Raw genomic sequence first — 18,050 nt, forward strand, 5'->3', positions numbered from 1 at the left:
GGGCCGCCGGCAGGGCAATGTCCAGCACGACCTTGTTCAGGCCCTGCATTTGGTCGTGGTCGAACTTGTGCAGCCGACCGCCCAGGTAGCCGAGGATCATAATGACGAAGATCGGCAAAATGTCTGAGAGGAGTATGTTACCGATGTCTCCCATGGCTCTATCCTTTCTTAATCAACCAGCTTGCCGTCTTCGCGGTGCTCGGCCAGGTCTTCTTGCTCGTTGCCTACGAGGGGACCGGTGACGGGCTGCGGGTTCAAGTAGGTGATGTGGCCCGACTCCTTGCCGGAGTGGATGGACAGCTCGCAGCACACCATGGTGGGCTTGCCGCTGGCCACGCCGGCGGCCACGTACTTCTCAACCTCTTCGGGCGTCTTGGCGTAGTAGCCGGTGCCGCCGAAGGCCTCCATCATCTTCTCGTAGTGGCCACAGGCCGACAGCGTCAGCGGCGAGGGGTCGCCGTCATCGCCCAGGTTCTTGAAGTCGCCGCGATAGATGCCGCCGTTGTTGAGGATGACCACGGTGATAGGCAGCTGGTAACGGCAGATGGTTTCTACCTCCATGCCGTCGAAGCCGAAGGCCGAGTCGCCGTGGATGGAGATGACCGGCTTGCCGGTGGTCACCGCAGCGCCGATGGCGTAGGGCAGGCCCACGCCCATAACGCCCCACGTGCCGCAGTCCAGACGATGACGCGGCAGGTACATGTCGATGATGTCGCGGCAGTCGTCCAGGGCGTTGGCGCCCTCGTTGGCAATGTAGACGTCGTGGTTGGCGTCGGTGACCTTCTTGATGGCGCCCAGGGCGTTGTAATGGGTCATGGGCACGGTATCGGCGGTGGTGGCACCGGCGAAGCGAGCGTTGTTCTTCTCGCTATCGGCCACGATGGCGGCCATCCAGGCCGGGTCGGCGTGATAGGGCTTCTTCGCCAGGTACTCGTTGAACAGGCCGATGGTGCTCTTGATGTCGCCGACTACCGGGGCGGCAATGTAGCGGGAGTTGTCGATCTCGGTGGGGTCGATGTCAATCTGGATGAACTTCACATCGGGGTTCCAGTGCTTGCCCTTGCCGAAGTTGAGCATCCAGTTCAGGCGAGCGCCTACCATGACCACGACGTCGGCCTCGCGCATGGTCATGCCGCGGGCGGAAGCGGCGTTCTGCGGATGGTTGTCGGGCAGCAGGCCCTTGGCCATGGACATGGCCAGGTACGGGGCGCCCGTGCTCTCCACGAACTGCTTGATGGCCTCGTCGCACTGGGCGTAGGCGGCACCCTTGCCCAGGTAGATCAGCGGCTTCTTGGCGGTGGCCAGAAGCTCCATGGCCTGGTCGATGACGTTCTGGGCCGGAATCTGCGCCGGGCAGGGATCGTTCACCTTGTAGAGCAGGCCTTCGGCCACGGTGGCGTCGATGGTCTGGCCCAGGGTGTCGCCGGGCAGGTCGATGTACACGCCGCCGGGGCGTCCCGTGCAGGCGGCACGGATAGCGCGGGCCACTACCAGCGGGATATCCTCCACCTTGTCAACGCGGTAGGCGGCCTTCGAGAAGGGCTTCGCGTAGTTCAGCTGGTCCATGCCCTCGTAGTCGCCCTCGCCCATATCGATGAGCTCACGCGAGGAGGAGCCGGACATCATGATGACTGGCCAGCCGTTCTCAGTGGCTTCCTTCAGGGGAATGAGGCCGTTCATAAAGCCCGGGGCGGACACGGTCAGATACAGGCCCGGCTTGCCGGTGATGAAACCCTCGGCCGCGGCGGCGTTGCCGGCGTCGGACTCATGGCGCAGGCCAATGTAGCGAATGCCCTTGGCCTGGGCGATGCGGGCCACGTCGGTGACGGGGATGCCGATGACGCCGTACATCTTGTCGAGATCGTTCTTGAGCAGCGATTCGACCAGCACGTGGAATCCGTCGGTCAGATTCTCGGTGGTGGCTGATGCTGTCTGGTCGGTTGCAGTCATAGGGTGCCTCCTGTTTTATTGAGAGCGTTCAGACTATCGGCAACGTTGTTCGCCTGTGCGCTGGTGCCCGGGGAAGCCCGTTGGCGCGCGTGCTACTGGACGGCGCGGGCTGCAAGAAGGCAGACAGGCAGAAGGGGAGCGCTGCTTCTGCTTTGAAATATAGACCCTGCCGCTGAGCAAACTCACCCCTTGGAGGTGATGTTGGCGGGGGGTTACCGAACTGCATTTGAAAGGCAACATGGTCAACGTACCGCGGGCGTTTGCGGGGACTATAATCAAAAGAGTCATATACGAAAGCGCGCGATCGGGCAACGAAGGTGATCGAAGATGAAGAACGAGCGAGAGCGCGAGATTATCAAGGCGAGCTTCGTGGGCATCGCGGGCAACATGCTGCTGGTGGTGTTCAAGCTCATTGTGGGATTCACGGCGAATTCCATCGCCATTATCCTGGATGCGGTGAACAACGCCACCGATGCCCTGTCCTCCATCGTCACCATTGTGGGCACGAAAATCGCCGGTATGCGGCCGAACCGCCGGCATCCCTTCGGCTACGGCCGCATCGAGTACCTGACGTCGGTCATCATCGCCATCATTATTCTGGTGGCCGGCGCGCTGTCGCTGCGCGAGTCCATCGACAAGATTATTCATCCGGCCGTGACCAACTATACGGCCATCACCCTTACCGTCATCGTGGTGGCCATTATTGCGAAGATCTTCATCGGCGTGTACTTCAAGCGCGCCGGCACGAAGACGAACTCCCAGGCGCTTATTGCCTCGGGTATCGACTCGAACTACGATGCGGTGCTTTCGGCGGGCACGCTGGTGGTGGCCATCGCCCAGCTGGCCTGGAACGTGAACATCGACGGTATTGTGGGTCTGCTTATTTCCTTGGTGGTCATCAAGGCCGGCCTGGAGGTGCTGCGCGATGCCTTAGGTCCCATCATCGGACAGCGCGAAGACGATGAGCTGGGGCGCAAGATAGAGGACTACGTGAACTCCTTCGACGGCGTGCGCGGCACCTACGATTTGCTGTTGGACAACTTCGGGCCCAACGAGACCATCGGCAGCGTGCACATCGAGGTGCCCGACGACATGAGCGCCCGCCAAATTCACGAGCTGACGCGCAAGATCACTGTGGGGCTGTTCGAGAAGTTCAATATTCTGGCCACCGTGGGCATCTACGCCGAGAACACGACGGGGAAGTACGCCCCCATGCACGCCGAACTGGCGCGTATTGTGGAGGAGCACCCGAAGATCCTCCAAACTCACGGCTTCTACGTGGACGAGGAGCAGAAGACGGTCTACTTCGACCTGGTCATTGACTTCAAAGCCGACGACGAGGCCATTCGCGAGGCGGTGGTGAAGGCTATGGAGAAAGCGTACCCCGCCTATACCTACAACGTTATCGTCGACGCCGACTACGAAGGATAGCGCGGCGGGCCAAAGCGGGCTTCAAAAGAAGCGGGCCCCGACTCTGATGAGCCGGGGCCCGCTAAGCTGCTGCTAGCTGGAGCGCGTTGAGAAGCGTCGCTGCAGGGGAGGCTGTTACGCCTGGGGCTTGTCGCCGTCGTTCTCCTCGATGACGACGGAGGCCACGTCCACATCCTGGATATTGTCGTTGGGCAGGATGATGGCCGGATCGGCGGCATGCTCGGCGGCTACTTCGGCTTCGGCCGCAACGGCCTCTACCTGGGCCGGCGCCGGCTGCTGCGGGGTGACGGCTTCGGCGGCCACGGGCGTCGTGGGAACCACGGGGGCGTCGGCGACGGCCGGCTGCTGCGGGACGGCGGGGGCTGCCGGGGGAACCGGAGCGCCGTAAGCACCGTAGGGTGCGGCCGGAGCGCCATAGGAGCCCGTGGCGTAGGCATTCTTGTCCTTGTTGGCGAACACGGCCACGATGATGCAGAGCACGAGTGAAATCCAGCTGCCGAACAGGCCGGCAACGGCGCCGACGATGTTCCACACCATGACGCCCTTCAGCTTCTCGGGCTTATCGGCGTTGCGCACGCCCACGATGCCGGCCACCAGAATGAAAATGGCCGCAATGCAGGCGAAGACGGCGAAAATGGTGAGCATGCCCATAAGGCCTGCAGCGGCGGCGGTGTCCATGTAGTAGCCGTCGTCGAGGGGGATGTAGTCGTAGCCCGAGCTGGCGACAATGGCGGCGCTGCTGCCCAGTGCGGCGCAGCCGCCCAGCGAGCCGAGAATACCGAGCACGCCGAGGACGATATTGGCGATGCTGAGGCCCTTGATGGCCTTGGCATGGTTGGTGTACATGGGGTTCTCCTTTGTACGAACGAATAGGACGGCCTTAGTATAGCGATGCTTCCCTTAGCGACAAGGTCAGGTTTTGAGGCGAATGGCATCTGTGAAGTTCCCGTAAGACAAGGTATCCCTTTAGGCGGTTGCCAGCCGACGAGTGTAGACGTGCACGACCATGACGGCGCTGACGAGAGAGAAGACGGCGAACAATCCGTAGGTGGGGGCGTAGCTGCCCGTAAGCTGCATCAGGACGCCGGGGAGCATGTTGAACAAAAAGCCTCCGGCGGCATAGGCCAGGTTGAAGTCGCGCACGGTGGCCAGGGTGCGCGCCGGGCTCGAGAGCTCCAGCGACCACACGGCCATGCCCGTGGTGGCCACCGAGATGCCGGTGCAGTAGGCCACGGCGGCGAAGAAGCCCTCGGTGGCTCCGCCGAACCCCACCGTGGTGCACAGGACGAGTCCCGCAGTCAGGACGATGAAAAAGAGCACGGTGCCCGTGCGGGTGCCCCAACGGTCGAAGGTCCAGCCGCAGACGAGTTTGCCCACGGCCAGGAAGGCCCCGCCCAAAGAGGTGATGACGGCGGCCGCGAGGGGATTGACGCCCGACGAGGTAAGGAGCACCGAGAAATAGCCGAAGCCGGTAATGGCCACGCCGCCCATGAGCACCATGGCGAGCATCATGAGGTGCTTGTCGCGGCCGGCAAGATCCTCGGCGACGGGCTTGCGCTGGCGCTTCGCGGCCTTCGGGGAAGCGGGTGCGGCGGCCTCATAGGGAGCGAGCCCCACGTGTTTTGGGTCGGAGCGAAGAAAGAGCGCGAAGAGCAGGGCGAGGACGAGGGCCAGGGCGGCCTCGCACAGAAAGGCGGTGGAGAGGCTGGAGGCCTCGATGATCTCGGCGGCGGCGGTGGGGATGACGAAGGAAGCCACGCCGCTGCCCATGCCGATGAAGCCGGCGGCCACGCCCAGAGACCCGTGGAACCACCGTCCCAGAATGATGGTGGTGGCCACCATGCCGCCCAGACCATAGCCGATGCCGGTGAAGACGCTGCCCAGGCACAGTCCGGGCAGCGTTTCCCACAGCCCGTAGATGGTGAAGCCCGCGGCGGTGCACAAGGTGGCCAACAGCACGCCGTAGCGCGCGTCGATGCGGCGGTAGAAGGCGGTGACGAGCAACATGACCGCCAGCGACACGAAGGCGCGCACGGTCATGACGAGCGAGCCACCTACGGCTCCCACGCCGGGCAGTTCCACCAGGTAGGTTTGGTAGACGTTGAAGGCCGTGGCCGGCAGTCCCTGGTTGGCGAAGAGCACCAGGAAGCAGCCGATCACAATGATGGCGCGGTAGTGCTTCTGCAGGGCGTGCGGCATGGGCGTTCCTTTCTCTGGCTGCCAGATTACGGCACCTCGCAGAAAGAATGAGCAGCTTCGTAATCTTGTTACGCGCTGGAAACACAACCGCTCCTATACTTACGCGCGTTTACCTTTGGCGGCTTTGTGCCGAAGCGATGAACAAAGCGAGGAAGAGAGAAGAGACTATGACCAAACTGTCCCTAGGGGCGGCTTCGGGCGTCGATAGCCTGGCTACGACGCTTGCGCGTTTCGAGCGCCGGGTGGCCGCCATGCCGCCGGGAACCTGCCCGGTGGTGGCGCAGACGGCCCTGTTGGAAACCGCGGCCGCGCAGACTTGCGGAAAATGCGTTCCCTGCCGCGATGGGCTTCCCCAGGCCGTTGCGCTGCTGCGGGCGGTGGCCGAGTGCCGCGCCACGGCCGAGGACTTCGAGCGCCTGCGCGCCTTGGCGGTGCTGGCCCGCGACGCCTCGGACTGCGCCATCGGCTTCGAGGCCGGTGAGGCCCTGCTGGAAAGCTTCGAGCGCTATGCCGACGAATACGCTCAGCACCTTGAGCGCTATCGCTGCACCGCCGGCAGGGGGCAGACCGTGCCCTGCGAGACCGACTGCCCGGCCCATGTGAACGTGCCGGCCTACCTGGCCCTGGCCGGCGAGGGCGACTGCGCCGGCGCCGTGGCCATGGTGCGCAAGGACAATCCGTTCCCCACGGCCTGCGCCTACGTGTGCGAGCACCCGTGCGAGAGCCGCTGCCGCCGTCAGCTCATCGACGCGCCGCTCAACATTCGCGGCATTAAGCGCTACGCCGTGGAACAGTGCCCGGCCACCCAGGCCCCCCTGCCCGCGGCGGCCCCGGCCAGTGGTCGGCGCATTGCCGTGGTAGGGGGCGGCCCCTCGGGGCTCACCTGCGCCTACTTCGCCGCGCTCATGGGGCACGAGGTGTCTGTGTTCGAGCGGCGGCGCGCTTTGGGCGGCATGATGCGCTATGGCATTCCCGCCTACCGCCTGCCCCGCGAGCGCCTGGACGACGACATCGCGGCCATCGTGCGCGCCGGTGCCATCGAGATGTCGCTGGAGCACGAGGTGGACGCTGCGGAAATGGAGCGGTTGGCGGCCGAGTACGATGCCGTGTACGTGGCCATCGGCGCCCATGGCGGCAAATCGCTGCGGCTGGAGAACGAGGAGGCGGCCGGCGTCATGTCGGCGGTGGAGCTTTTGGGCGCCATCGGCGACGGGGCCTATCCCGACTTCACGGGCAAGCAGGTAGTGGTTGTGGGCGGCGGCAACGTGGCCATGGACTGCGCCCGCACGGCGGTGCGCTGTGGCGGCGAGGTGACCGTGGTGTACCGGCGGCGTCTGGAGGACATGACGGCGCTGCCCGAAGAGGTGGAGGCCGCCATTGCCGAGGGCGTGGAAATGCTGCCCCTGCAGGCGCCGGCGGCCCTGGAAGTGGACGAGGCCGGCGCCGTGCGCGCCCTTGTCACCCGTCCCCAAATACCCGGGCCAGTGCGCGGGGGCCGTCCCGCGCCGGTGGACGCCGACAAGCCCGCCCAGGTGATCGAGGCCGATGTCGTGCTCATCGCCGTGGGCCAGGACATTCTGGCGGACCCCTTCGCTGCCTTCGGCATGGCCGTGGAGCGCGGTCGTTTCCTGGCCGACGATTTTCTTGCGGCCGAGGGCTTCGACAACGTGTTCGTGGGCGGCGACTGTCAGACGGGGCCGGCCACGGTGATCAAGGCTATCGCCGCAGGCAAGGTGGCGGCGCGCAACATCGATGACTATCTGGGCTATGGCCACACCTTGGACTGCCCGGCCGCGGTGCCGGCGGCGGCCATCGTCGATCGCACCCCACGCGGGCGCGTGGCGGCTACCGAGCGCCCGGCCCGCCAGCGCAAACGTGATTTCGCCGCGGTGGAGGAACCCTTCACCCGCGAAGAGGCCGTGCAGGAGTGCGGGCGCTGTCTGCGCTGCGACGTGAACGGCTGCGGCAACGCGGAAGGAGGGCGAATCCAGTATGCCTAAGGTAATGATTGACGGACGGCCCGTGGAGGTTGCCGCTGGCGCCACGGTGCTGGAGGCGGCCCAGGCGGCCGGCGCGGCCGTGCCCACGCTGTGCTTTTTGAAGGACGTGAGCGCCATCGGCTCCTGCCGCGTGTGCGTGGTGGAGGTAGAGGGCGTCGACGAACTGGTGTGCTCGTGCAAGACTCCGGTCGAAGAGGGCATGGTGGTGCGCACGGACACTCCACGCGTGCAGGAGGCCCGGCGCCTCGCCCTCGACTTGATACTGGCGCGCCATGGTCTGAACACCACCCACTTCTGCTTCAGTTGCCTGAAGAACGGCGACTGCACGCTGCAGGACGTGTGCCGCCAGGTGGGCATAGACGGGCCGACCTTTTCCGCGGAGCCGAGCGCGCCCTTCGTCTTTGACGACAACCCGTTCCTGCGCTTCGATCCCCGTTTGTGCATCGGCTGCCAGCGCTGCGTGGGCGCGTGCAACAACCAGGCGCGCAACCACGCGCTGCAGCCCTACAAGCGCGGAGCGCGCACGGCGGTGTTCGCGCCCTTCGGCCCCTCGTGGCGGGAAAGCGGCTGCGAGAGCTGCGGCTGCTGCGCGGCGGCCTGCCCCACGGGCGCCATTGTGGAGAAGCGCCGCGCAGATTACCGCGCCTGGGAAGTGAGCTACGTGCGCACCACCTGCCCCCATTGTGCCACGGGCTGCCAGTACGACTTGGTGGTGAAGGACGGACGGATTGTGGACACCCGCGCCGCCGACGGCCCCTCCAACCGGGGGCGCCTGTGCGTGAAGGGACGCTCCGGCAGCTTCGACTTCGTGCAGGCGCCCGACCGCTTGACCACGCCGCTTGTGCGCAACCAGGCCACGGGCCAGCTGGAGCCCACCGACTGGGACACGGCCCTGGACTATGTGGCCGAGCGCTTCCGCGCCCTCATTGCCGAGACGGGGCCTGAGTCTGTAGCGGCCTTCGCCTGCTCGCGGTCGGCCAACGAGGACATCTATATGCTGCAGAAGATGGCCCGCTGTGCCTTCGGTACGAACAACGTGGACAACTGCGCCCGCGTGTGCCATGCCCCCACGGTGGCGGGTCTGGCCACCACCTTAGGTTCGGGCGCTATGACCAACACCATCGCCGACATCACCGACACTCCCGATGTCATCATGCTGGTGGGCTCGAACATCGAGGAGGCCCACCCGGTCATCGGCATGCAGGTGCGCCGGGCTGTGGAAGAGGGCAGCAAGCTCATCGTGGTGGACCCGCGCGACATCGATTTGGCCGAGAAGGCCGACCTGCACCTAAAGCTGCGCCCCGGCACAAACGTGGCCTTCGCCAACGGCTTCGTGCGCGAGCTCATTCACGCGGGGTTGGTGGATCGGGCGTTCATCGAGGAGCGCACCGAGGGCTTCGAGGCCTTCGCCGCTATGGTGGAGAGCTACACGCCCGAGCGGGTAGGCGAGATCTGCCACATCGACCCCGATGACCTGGTGGCGGCCGCGCACCTGTACGGCCGGGCCGACCGTGCCCCCATCATCTACTGCCTGGGCGTGACCGAGCACTCCACGGGCACCGAGGGCGTGATGGCGCTGTCGAACATTGCCCTGGCCGCGGGCAAGCTGGGCCGTCCCGGCTGCGGCGTGAACCCCATTCGCGGCCAGAACAATGTGCAGGGCGCCTGCGACATGGGCGCCACCCCGGCCGACTTCCCCGGCTATCAAAAGGTGGCCGATCCCGCGGTGCGCGCCAAGTTCGAGGAGGCCTGGGGCGTGGCGCTGCCCACCACGCCGGGACTTATGGCCACCGAGTGCTTCGGGGCCATGATCGACGGGCGCATTCGCGGGCTGTTCGTGTTCGGCGAGGACCCGGTGCGCACCGATGCCGACACGAACCATGTGCTGCGCGCCTTGCAATCGCTCGACTTCCTGGTGGTAGACGACTTGTTCCTCACCGAGACGGCGGCCCTGGCCGACGTGGTGCTGCCTGGGCGCAGCTACGCCGAGAAAGAGGGCACGTTCACCAATACCGAGCGACGGGTGCAGCGCATTCGCCCGGCCGTGGCCCTTGAGGGCACGCGGGCGGACACGTGGATCTTCACCGAGATCATGAACCGTATGGGCTACCCGCAGCCGCACCTTGAGCCGGCCGCTATCATGGACGAGGTTGCAGCGCTCACGCCGAGCTACGGCGGCATCAGCCACGAGCGCCTCGACAGTGCCGAGGTGGGCGGCCGGGGCCTGCAGTGGCCGTGCCCCACGGCATCGTCGCCGGGCACGCCCATCATGCACGTGGGCGCCTTCACCCGCGGGCGCGCCTGGTTCTCGGACGCGGACTACCGCGCCTCCGACGAGCTGCCCGACGAGGCGTTCCCCTTCGTGCTCATGACCGGGCGCGTGCTGCACCAGTACAACGCCTGCGCCATGACGAGCCGCACCGAGGGCTTGCAGGTAATCGGCGACCGTTCCTTTATCGAGCTGAACGACGAGGATGCGGCGCGCTTGGGCGTGGCCGACGGCGAGCGGGTGCGCGTGTCCAGTCGACGCGGCAGCATCGAGACGACGGCACGGGTGTCGGCGAAGACCTCGCCGGGCGAGACGTGGATGCCCTTCCACTTCCAAGACGGCAATGCGAACTGGCTGACGAACGCGGCGCTCGACGACGTGTGCAAGGTGCCCGAGTACAAGGTCTGCGCCGTGGCCGTGGAGCGCCTGTAGCGTGAGGATCTAACTCAACAATAGCCTGTTCGCAGCCGAAATCGTGGACAACTTATGGTCAATTAGCGATGGCCCTCGGGAACCTCGGTTCCCGAGGGTTTTCTCGCGGCGCTTCTATGTGAAAATGACAAGCCGAAATTGAAAGAAGAGGGCCGTTCGCAGGCGCCTTGCCAAGAGCGCTGAGCTACGGGCCGCGGCGGGGGCGTCCGCTGCGGGCGATGCCGCCAGTGCGAGCGGGCATAAAGGGAGCATGATACATGGAGTTGACGAGACGAGGGTTCTTCGGCGCGGTGGGCGCTGCGGCGACGGGCGTGGCTGCGGCGGGGTTGACGACGCCTTCGCGAGCCCTGGCCGACGACGAAGAGCCGACGACGCACCAGACGTCGCAGGCAACGGTGTGCCCGGGCTGCGCCGCAGGGTGCGGCGTGGTGTGCACGGTGGCCGATGGCCAGGTGGTATCGGTGGCGGGAGACCCGTCCCATCCGCTGAGCCGCGGCGGCCTCTGCGCTCGCGGTGCGGTGCAGGCGGCGGCCTTGGGCGGCGGCGCCGACGAGGCGGCCGCCGGCAACCCGCTGCCCCGCGTGACGGGGCCCTTGGTGCGCCGCCCGGGAGCGACGGACTGGGAGCCCCTCGAATGGGATACGGCGCTGGATGAGATCGCCGACTGGGTGAAGCGCATCCGCGACGAGTCCTTCGTGGAGAAGGACGGCAAGGCGACGGTCAACCGTTGCGACGGCTGGGCCAGCTTCGGCGGGGCGCGCCTGACGACCGAAGAGCAGTTTGCGCTGGGAAAGCTGCTGCGCAGCTGGGGCATCACCCGTCTCGACAGCGAGGCGAGCGCCGATCGCGCGGCCGGTATGTTGGCCAGCGCGGCCACCATCGGATCGCCTTCCGCCGCGGCGCCGTTGAGCACGGTCGCCCATGCCCAGGCGGTGCTGTCCCTGGGGGCCGATCCGGTGCTGAACCCGGCGGCGCAGCCGTGGATCGACGGCGCCCGCGCCCAGGGTGCCCCTTGGATTGTCGTGGACGACCACTTCATCGCTGCGGCCGAGCGTGCCGATTATTTTGTGGCCGTGCGGCCGGGCACCATGGTGGCCTTCCTGAACGGCCTTATGAACTACATCATCCAAAACGATCAGTGGCAGCATGAGTACGTGCTCAACTTCACCAACGCCTCCTACGTGTTGAACGGCCAATTCGGCTTCGACACGGAAAGCGGCCTGTTTTCCGGCTGGAGCGCCGATCGCGAGGCCTACGACACGGCGGCGTGGGCTTACGACAGCGCGCGCTCGGAGTCGTGGAGCACTCTGCCGGGCAGCACCTACGGCTGGGTGCGCACCACGGGAGTGCCCACCTGGAAGCTGCCGGCGGTGCCCGTGGTGCAGCGCGACGTGACGCTGCGCAACCCCGCTTGCGTGTGGCAGCAGCTGGCCCATCATGTGAGCCGTTACGACATCGAGACGGTGGCGGCCCTGTGCGGCACGGACGCGGAGCTGGTCGAACAGGCCTATGCCGCCTTCAGTGCCACGGGCGCCCCGGAGCAGACGGGTGCGCTGTTGTACGGAGCGGGGCTCGTGGGCACCGAGACCGCCGTTCAGGGCTGCCGCGCGGCACTGATGGTGCAGCTGCTTTTGGGCAACCTCGGCATGGCCGGCGGCGCCGTGTACGACCTGACGGGGGAGGCGAACAGCCAGGGCGCCCTGGATATGGGGCTTACCCCCGGCTTTCTGCCGGGCTACCTGCCGGCGCCCACGACGGCTACGGCCACGCTGAAATCGTGGCTCGAGGCCCATACAGTGCCCGACGGCACGAACGCCGAGCGGCCCAAGGCCCTGGTGTCCCTGATGAAGGAGTGGTGGGGCGCTGCGGCTACGGTCGAGAACGACTACGGGTTCGGCTGGCTGCCCAAGGCGTCCGCCACCGCGACGCCGGGCTTGATCGGCTTGGGCAATGCCCTGGCCGAGGGTACGGTGCGCGGGCTGTTCGCCTGGGACGCCGATGTGGCGCGCCGCGGCGGTGCAACGGTAGGCGACAAGCTGGCCTCCCTTGAGGTGCTTGTGGCCACGGACGCCGCCGAGACCGCGACGACCTCGTTTTGGCGTGCCCCCGGCGTGGACAGCGCGACGGTGGAAACGACCGTGTACCTGCTTCCCTCGGCCCGTGCCTGGGAAAAGGAGGGCGTGTGGGTAAGCGACGCGCGCTGGCTCCAGCACGCCGACGCGGTGGTGGCGCCTCCCGAGAACGTGCGCAGCGTCGGTGATATCGTCGTCGATTTGGGAACGCGCGTGGCCGAGCGCTACGAGGACGGCGAGGGGAAGCTTCCCGAAGCCGTCACGAATCTCAAGTGGGACTACCGTACCGAGCAGGGCTTCAGTCCACGCAAGGTGTGCTGGGCTCTCAACGGCTATACGGTGGCGGGCACGTCCTTCGCTGAGGACACGGTGAAGCTGATGCGCCAGGCCTCCGAGATTGCGGCCGATGGCACCACGGCCTGCGGAGCGCTTATCTACAGCGGCTGCTGGAACAACATCGCCGGTGCGGGGGATGCCGCCCAGCAACCGGTGGGACGACGCGAGATCGACGACCCGGCGGACCTTCTCATCTTCGATCACTGGGGATTCTCGTGGCCGCACAATGTGCGCATTGCCGGCAATCGCGGCAGCTGCAGCTTGGCGGGCAAGCCCTGGAACGAAGAGAAGACGGTGGTGGAATGGGACGGCGCCCGCTGGGTGCAGTACGACGCTGCCGATTTTCCGGCCGGGGGCACGGGCGAGCGCGCGGTGCCCGACAACCACGCCTTCCCCCAGCTGTGGGAGCAGTGCGGGCGCCTGGCAGCCTTCGATTTGCCTTCCGGCCCCTTGCCCGAGTTCTACGAGGGCGAGACGGTGCCGTTGTCGTTGACAGTCAACGGAGCGGCGGTGTGCCCCACCGCGGCGCAAGGCGCGGAAAGCGCGGCAGAGCCGGGCGCTGAGGCAACGGTTCTGGGTGTTTTGCGCTTGGACGGCTGGGACGGCATGGGCCTGGGCGATGAGCGCTTCAGTGTGGACGCCGCCGCGTTGGCGCCCGAGAACTACGTGGAGCTGGCGCCTGCGCTGGCGGCGGCCCGGGGCATCGTGTCGGGTGACAAGGTGCGCCTATCCAACGGCCGCGGCACGGTGCAGGCGCGCGCATGGGTTACCGAGCGGGTGCGCCCCTTTGTGGTCGATGGTGTCGAGGTGCCGGTGGTGCGTCTGTCGTCGCCGTACAGCTGGTGCGGTTCGGTGCTGGTCGGCGAGGGCGGCGAGGCGGTGGCTTCGGTGCGCGGCGACGGTAGCACCGGGGCGCCGGCGTGGCAGACCTGGACCGTTCAAATCGAGAAGGCGTAGGGGAGGCGATCATGGCTGACAAAGCGATGCTGTTCGATGGCTCGAAGTGTACGGGCTGCAAACGCTGCCAGATGGCCTGCAAGGCCGCCCGGGGAGGCGCCCCGGTGGTAGAAGAAGGCGCGATGGTGCGCGGCGGCGTGCGTCCTTGGGCCGCCGACGTCGATGGTGACACGCTGCTGGCCGTGACGGTGACGGAGCGCACGGAGGGCCCCAAGGGCCTTCAGCTGGAGTACGGCCGTAAGAGCTGCATGCACTGCCGCGACGCAGCGTGCGTGCGCGTGTGTCCGACGGGAGCCATGGAGGTCGACGACGCGACGGGCTTCGTGCGCAGCAACGCCGATCGATGTGTGAGCTGCGGACTTTGCCAGGCGGTCTGTCCCTTCGATGTGCCGCGGATGAACGCCGAGCAGCGTCGAGTGGTCAAGTGCGATGGGTGCGCCGAGGCGGTAGCTGGGGGCGCGGAGCCGTTCTGCACGGCCTCCTGCGCCAACGATGCCCTGCTGTTCGGTGACCGTCCCGAGCTGCTTGAGGAGGCGCAGCGCCGCGTGGATGCTCTGAAGGAGCAGGGCTTTGAGAACGCCTGCGTTTTCGGCGCCACCGAGCAGGGCGGCCTGCGCGTAATCGAGGTGCTGAAATACGGCGTTTCCGGTGCGCGGGGCGAAGTGCTGGCCGATACCGGCTCGAATGCCACGGTGCAAGGCGCGGAGCTTGCGGGTCCGGTTTCGCTCGGCGTGTTGGGAGCCCTCACCGTGGGCGGCATCGTGCTGCTCGGCTACGGCATGAAGCAGCCGCGGCGGTAATGCGGTTTTAAAAAAGTGAGAAGCAGCCGGTGGGAAGTTCGGCAACGAGGGAGAGTTTCCCACCGACCGCTTCAATGTAGCGCCCCTTCGTCACCTTGCTACTTCGCTTTTGGAGAAGGCGCAGCGCGAAGGCGGTCGAGCTTTTCTTTTAGGAACTGGTAGTGGCTTTCCTCCTCGGCCGTCCAAGGGCCGAAGAGGGCTTGCTCGAGGGTTTCGCTGGCGGTGCCTTGGCCCTCTTCGTGGGGAAACAGACAGACTTGGCTGCGCGTGTACAGATAGATGTTTTCGAAAGCACCGCTGTCCTCAAGGGTGCGCAGGTTGCTGACAATTTGATCGACGATGTTGCGATGGTGGGCCGGATCGGTGGCGCGGGGTGTGGTGCCCGCGATGCGCATCTCCTCGTAACGCAACTGGCAGCTGAGAAGCGATATCTCGGGTTTCACAGCCATAAGGGCTAGCGATATGCGATAGCCGCGCTCTTTTAGGAGACGGGCGGTTTTCAAGGGCACGTCCGCCGTGCGCAGCGTTCCCTCCACGATGAGGTTGTAACCGATCGTGGAAAGCGAGTCGACAAGAGCTTCGGTCATGCGGCCCGCCCATGGGGCGGTATAGTCGACGGCTCTATCGCCGTATTGTTGTTGGAGCTCGAGAAATCGAGGATGAAGTTTTCGATAGTCGTCCCCAATGATGCTTACATAGTTGCTCCCAAAGGTTCTGCGAATCATTTTGTGAAGCGTTGTCTTGCCTGCGCCGCTTTGGCCTCCTAAGAGAAACGCTTGGGGATGCGGGTCCAAGAAGGGGGCGTAGGCCGACAGAATGATGTGGCGTACTTCTTCGAGCTTCTCGTTGAACTCCTCTGCGGTGAAATCCTCGGCCGCCATCATTAGGCCGCTTTCGCAAGTTGTGACTCAATAAGCTTTTCAAAGCCTTTGAGCTGCCCTTTCACTTCGCACAGATACTCTGGGCTGCAGCTTTCTTCCGAAAGGATGAAGGGAACGAGTTTTGCGATTTGCAGTTCGATATCTTTGTAGACCATGGCAAGAGCCTCATTGTTATCTCGTATGGCCTGAGAACGTGCTCGGGATATCTGGCCGATGATCTCCCATGCCTTCTCGTTGAGTACTTCTTGCTGCAGGGTGAGCTCGTAGATTTCGTTGATGTCCATGGTGTTTCCCTCCTCGTCAAAGGTGACTTCGGCGTACACGATGCGCTCGACGCTTTCTCGCTGCTTGGGAGAGAGCGCTTCGCCCTCGCGTTCCAAGCAGTCGGCCATGAACTGGGGGATGGCGGCAGCACGAATAAGATTGGCGTTGGCCTTGGTGGGCGTCGCGCCGTTTTCGTAGCGGGCGATGCTCGCCTCCCCGATACCGAGTATGCGGGCGAAGGCCTGTTGGGATAAGCCGTAATAGCGCCGAATATCCTTAATAGCTTCGGGAGTGAGAGGGTCGATCATGGCAATTCCTTCCTCGCAATGTTGGTGGGATAGTACCATCTTGTGATAAGCAAGGGAAGATTAATTGCCATCTATTGATTAAATTATTTTCTTAATACTATCAAATGATAGATAAATCATTTGATCTGCTCAGGCATCACAAGGGACGGAAGACTCCCATGATCGATCACACGCCCTTCGTACCGCCCCCATAAAAAAGCTCCTTCAGTCGTTGAGGGTTTTTCCTAATACGACTGAAGGAGCTGCAATGTCACCGGGGGCCGTGCCGCGGGGTTGCGCCAGGCCGCGCTTGGGTGCTAGTCGCGGGTCAGCTTGCGGTGCAGGCGATGGGGCTTGGCGGCCTCCTTGCCCAGGCGCGCCTCGCGGTCGGCCTGGTAGCTTTCGAAGTTGCCCTCGAACCAGTGCCAACGGCCGGGGTTCTCGTCATCGCCTTCCCAGGCCAGAATGTGGGTGGCAATGCGGTCGAGGAACATACGGTCGTGGCTGACTACCACCGAGCAGCCGGGGAAGTCGAGCAGGGCCGCCTCCAGGCTGGAGAGCGTTTCCACGTCCAGGTCGTTGGTGGGCTCGTCCAGCAGCAGCAGGTTACCGCCTTCTTTCAGGGTAAGGGCCAGGTTCAGGCGATTGCGCTCGCCGCCGGACAGCACGCCCGCGGCCTTCTGCTGATCGGCGCCCTTGAAGCCGAAAGCGGCCACGTAGGCGCGGGAGGGCACCTCGGTCTCGCCGACCATCATGTAGTCGGTGCCGCCGGACACCACTTCCCACAGCTTCTTGTTCGGGTCGAGGCCCTCGCGGGTCTGGTCGACGTAGGAGATCTTCACCGTTTCGCCCACCTCGAGCTCGCCGCCATCCAAGGGCTCCAGGCCCACGATGGTTTTGAACAGGGTAGTCTTGCCCACGCCGTTGGGGCCGATGACGCCCACGATGCCGTTGCGGGGCAGCTCGAAGGACAAGTCATCGATGAGCACGCGGCCGTCGAACTCCTTGTGCAGGTTCTTCGCCACCAGCACCTTCGAGCCTAGGCGCGGGCCCACGGGAATTTGAATTTCCGCGAAGTCGAGCTTCTTTGCCTTGCCGGCCTCGGCCACCATGGCGTCGTAGTTAGCCAGACGGGCCTTCGACTTCGCCTGACGGGCTTTGGGGCTGGAGCGTACCCACTCCAGCTCGCGCTCCATGCGCTTGGCCAGCTTCGCCTGGGCCTGGCCCTGGGCGGCGATGCGGGCGGCCTTGGTCTCCAAGTAGGTGGAGTAGTTGCCCTTGTAGGGGAACAACTGCCCGCGATCCACCTCGCAGATCCACTCGGCCACGTGGTCGAGGAAGTAGCGGTCGTGGGTGACGGCCAGCACGGCGCCCGGGTAGTTCTTCAGGAACTGCTCGAGCCACAGCACCGACTCGGCGTCCAGGTGGTTGGTGGGCTCGTCGAGCAGCAGCAGGTCGGGGGCTTCCAGCAGCAAGCGGCACAGGGCCACGCGACGACGCTCGCCGCCCGAGAGGATGTTCACCGGCGCATCGGGGTCGGGGCACTGCAGCGCGTCCATGGCCTGGGAGAGCTGGCTGTCCAGGTCCCAGCCGTTAGCCGCGTCGATCTCATCCTGCAGCTTGCCCATCTCTTCCATAAGGGCGTCGAAGTCGGCGTCGGGCTCGGCCATCTCCTCGCCGATCTTGTTGAAGCGCTCCACCTTGGCCAGCACATCGGCGAAGGCCATCTGGATGTTCTCCAGCACGGTTTTGTCCTCGTCGAGCGGCGGCTCCTGCTGCAGGATGCCCACCGTGTAGCCCGGGGACAGGCGCGCCTCGCCGTTGGACACTTCTTCCAGTCCGGCCATGACCTTCAGCAGCGTGGACTTGCCCATGCCGTTGGGGCCCACGACGCCGATCTTCGCGCCGGGGTAGAACGACAGGGTGACGTCGTCGAGGATGACCTTGTCGCCCACAGCCTTGCGGGCCTTGTACATGGTGTAGATGAATTCCGCCATGAATGCTCCTTGCGAATCGAGTGGATGCCGGCGCGGCCCGGAGTTTGCTGCCTGCGGGTGCCGGCGTCCGTTGTTGCTGGCTGGTATTGTCGCACGGAATGGGGCGGTTGGCGCGAAGTTGTGGGCGCGCTCGGCAAATGATCACGGCGAGGGGCTGGAAGTGAGGCGCTGGGGA

The 18,050-nt window shown here is 65.3% G+C and carries 12 protein-coding genes; 5 read left to right on the forward strand and 7 right to left on the reverse strand.

Going from position 1 to position 18,050, the window contains the following annotated elements:
- Together QZ307_RS00415 and oxc are read right to left on the reverse strand one after the other, a co-directional pair.
- On the reverse strand, positions 1 to 154 hold a 154-nt coding region (locus QZ307_RS00415; protein WP_295994349.1), incomplete at its 3' end, for an AEC family transporter.
- A gap of 14 nt (positions 155 to 168) precedes the next feature.
- Positions 169 to 1,950 carry an oxalyl-CoA decarboxylase gene (oxc, locus tag QZ307_RS00420; protein WP_295994230.1) on the reverse strand — a complete coding sequence of 594 codons (1,782 nt, stop codon included), beginning with the start codon at positions 1,948 to 1,950 and terminating at the stop codon, positions 169 to 171.
- A gap of 327 nt (positions 1,951 to 2,277) precedes the next feature.
- On the opposite strand from oxc, the gene QZ307_RS00425 reads away from it, so the two are divergent.
- Positions 2,278 to 3,381, forward strand: a complete 1,104-nt coding sequence (locus QZ307_RS00425; protein ID WP_295994232.1) for a cation diffusion facilitator family transporter — start codon at positions 2,278 to 2,280, stop codon at positions 3,379 to 3,381.
- 114 nt (positions 3,382 to 3,495) lie between these two features.
- Here QZ307_RS00425 and QZ307_RS00430 read toward each other — a convergent pair whose 3' ends face one another.
- Both QZ307_RS00430 and QZ307_RS00435 read right to left on the reverse strand, forming a co-directional pair.
- Positions 3,496 to 4,227: a hypothetical protein gene (locus QZ307_RS00430; protein WP_295994234.1), complete on the reverse strand. Its 732-nt coding sequence runs from the start codon at positions 4,225 to 4,227 to the stop codon at positions 3,496 to 3,498.
- A 120-nt stretch (positions 4,228 to 4,347) separates the two neighbouring features.
- Entirely contained in the window at positions 4,348 to 5,580 is a 1,233-nt protein-coding gene (locus tag QZ307_RS00435) for an MFS transporter (protein WP_295994237.1), read from the reverse strand.
- A 167-nt stretch (positions 5,581 to 5,747) separates the two neighbouring features.
- Between QZ307_RS00435 and QZ307_RS00440 the strand changes: the two genes are divergently transcribed.
- From QZ307_RS00440 to QZ307_RS00455, 4 genes are all read left to right on the forward strand, one after another.
- Complete coding sequence (locus QZ307_RS00440) at positions 5,748 to 7,580, forward strand: NAD(P)-binding protein (RefSeq protein WP_295994239.1); 1,833 nt, start codon at positions 5,748 to 5,750, stop codon at positions 7,578 to 7,580.
- Positions 7,573 to 10,281 (forward strand): formate dehydrogenase subunit alpha, encoded by a 2,709-nt coding sequence (gene fdhF, locus QZ307_RS00445; RefSeq protein ID WP_295994241.1) that lies wholly within the window; start codon positions 7,573 to 7,575, stop codon positions 10,279 to 10,281. The genes QZ307_RS00440 and fdhF overlap by 8 nt, the downstream gene beginning before the upstream one ends.
- A 257-nt stretch (positions 10,282 to 10,538) precedes the next feature.
- The gene (locus QZ307_RS00450; protein ID WP_295994243.1) at positions 10,539 to 13,646 is read left to right on the forward strand and encodes a molybdopterin-dependent oxidoreductase; all 3,108 of its coding nucleotides are present in this window, start codon (positions 10,539 to 10,541) and stop codon (positions 13,644 to 13,646) included.
- 11 nt (positions 13,647 to 13,657) lie between these two features.
- Positions 13,658 to 14,446 (forward strand): 4Fe-4S dicluster domain-containing protein, encoded by a 789-nt coding sequence (locus QZ307_RS00455; RefSeq protein WP_295994245.1) that lies wholly within the window; start codon positions 13,658 to 13,660, stop codon positions 14,444 to 14,446.
- Between the two features lie 98 nt (positions 14,447 to 14,544).
- On the opposite strand, the gene QZ307_RS00460 is transcribed toward QZ307_RS00455, so the two are convergent.
- The 3 genes from QZ307_RS00460 to ettA all read right to left on the reverse strand — a co-directional run bounded on the left by QZ307_RS00460 (position 14,545) and on the right by ettA (position 17,875).
- Entirely contained in the window at positions 14,545 to 15,330 is a 786-nt protein-coding gene (locus QZ307_RS00460) for a zeta toxin family protein (RefSeq protein WP_295994247.1), read from the reverse strand.
- Entirely contained in the window at positions 15,330 to 15,899 is a 570-nt protein-coding gene (locus QZ307_RS00465; protein WP_295994248.1) for a helix-turn-helix domain-containing protein, read from the reverse strand. Before QZ307_RS00465 ends, QZ307_RS00460 begins: the two co-directional genes overlap by 1 nt.
- 296 nt (positions 15,900 to 16,195) lie before the next feature.
- On the reverse strand, positions 16,196 to 17,875 hold the full coding sequence (gene ettA / locus QZ307_RS00470; RefSeq protein ID WP_295994250.1) for an energy-dependent translational throttle protein EttA: 1,680 nt from the start codon (positions 17,873 to 17,875) through the stop codon (positions 16,196 to 16,198).
- Positions 17,876 to 18,050 lie beyond the last annotated feature (175 nt).

It is taken from the genome of uncultured Adlercreutzia sp. (genome assembly GCA_910585575.1).
In the GTDB taxonomy this organism is placed as follows: domain Bacteria; phylum Actinomycetota; class Coriobacteriia; order Coriobacteriales; family Eggerthellaceae; genus Adlercreutzia.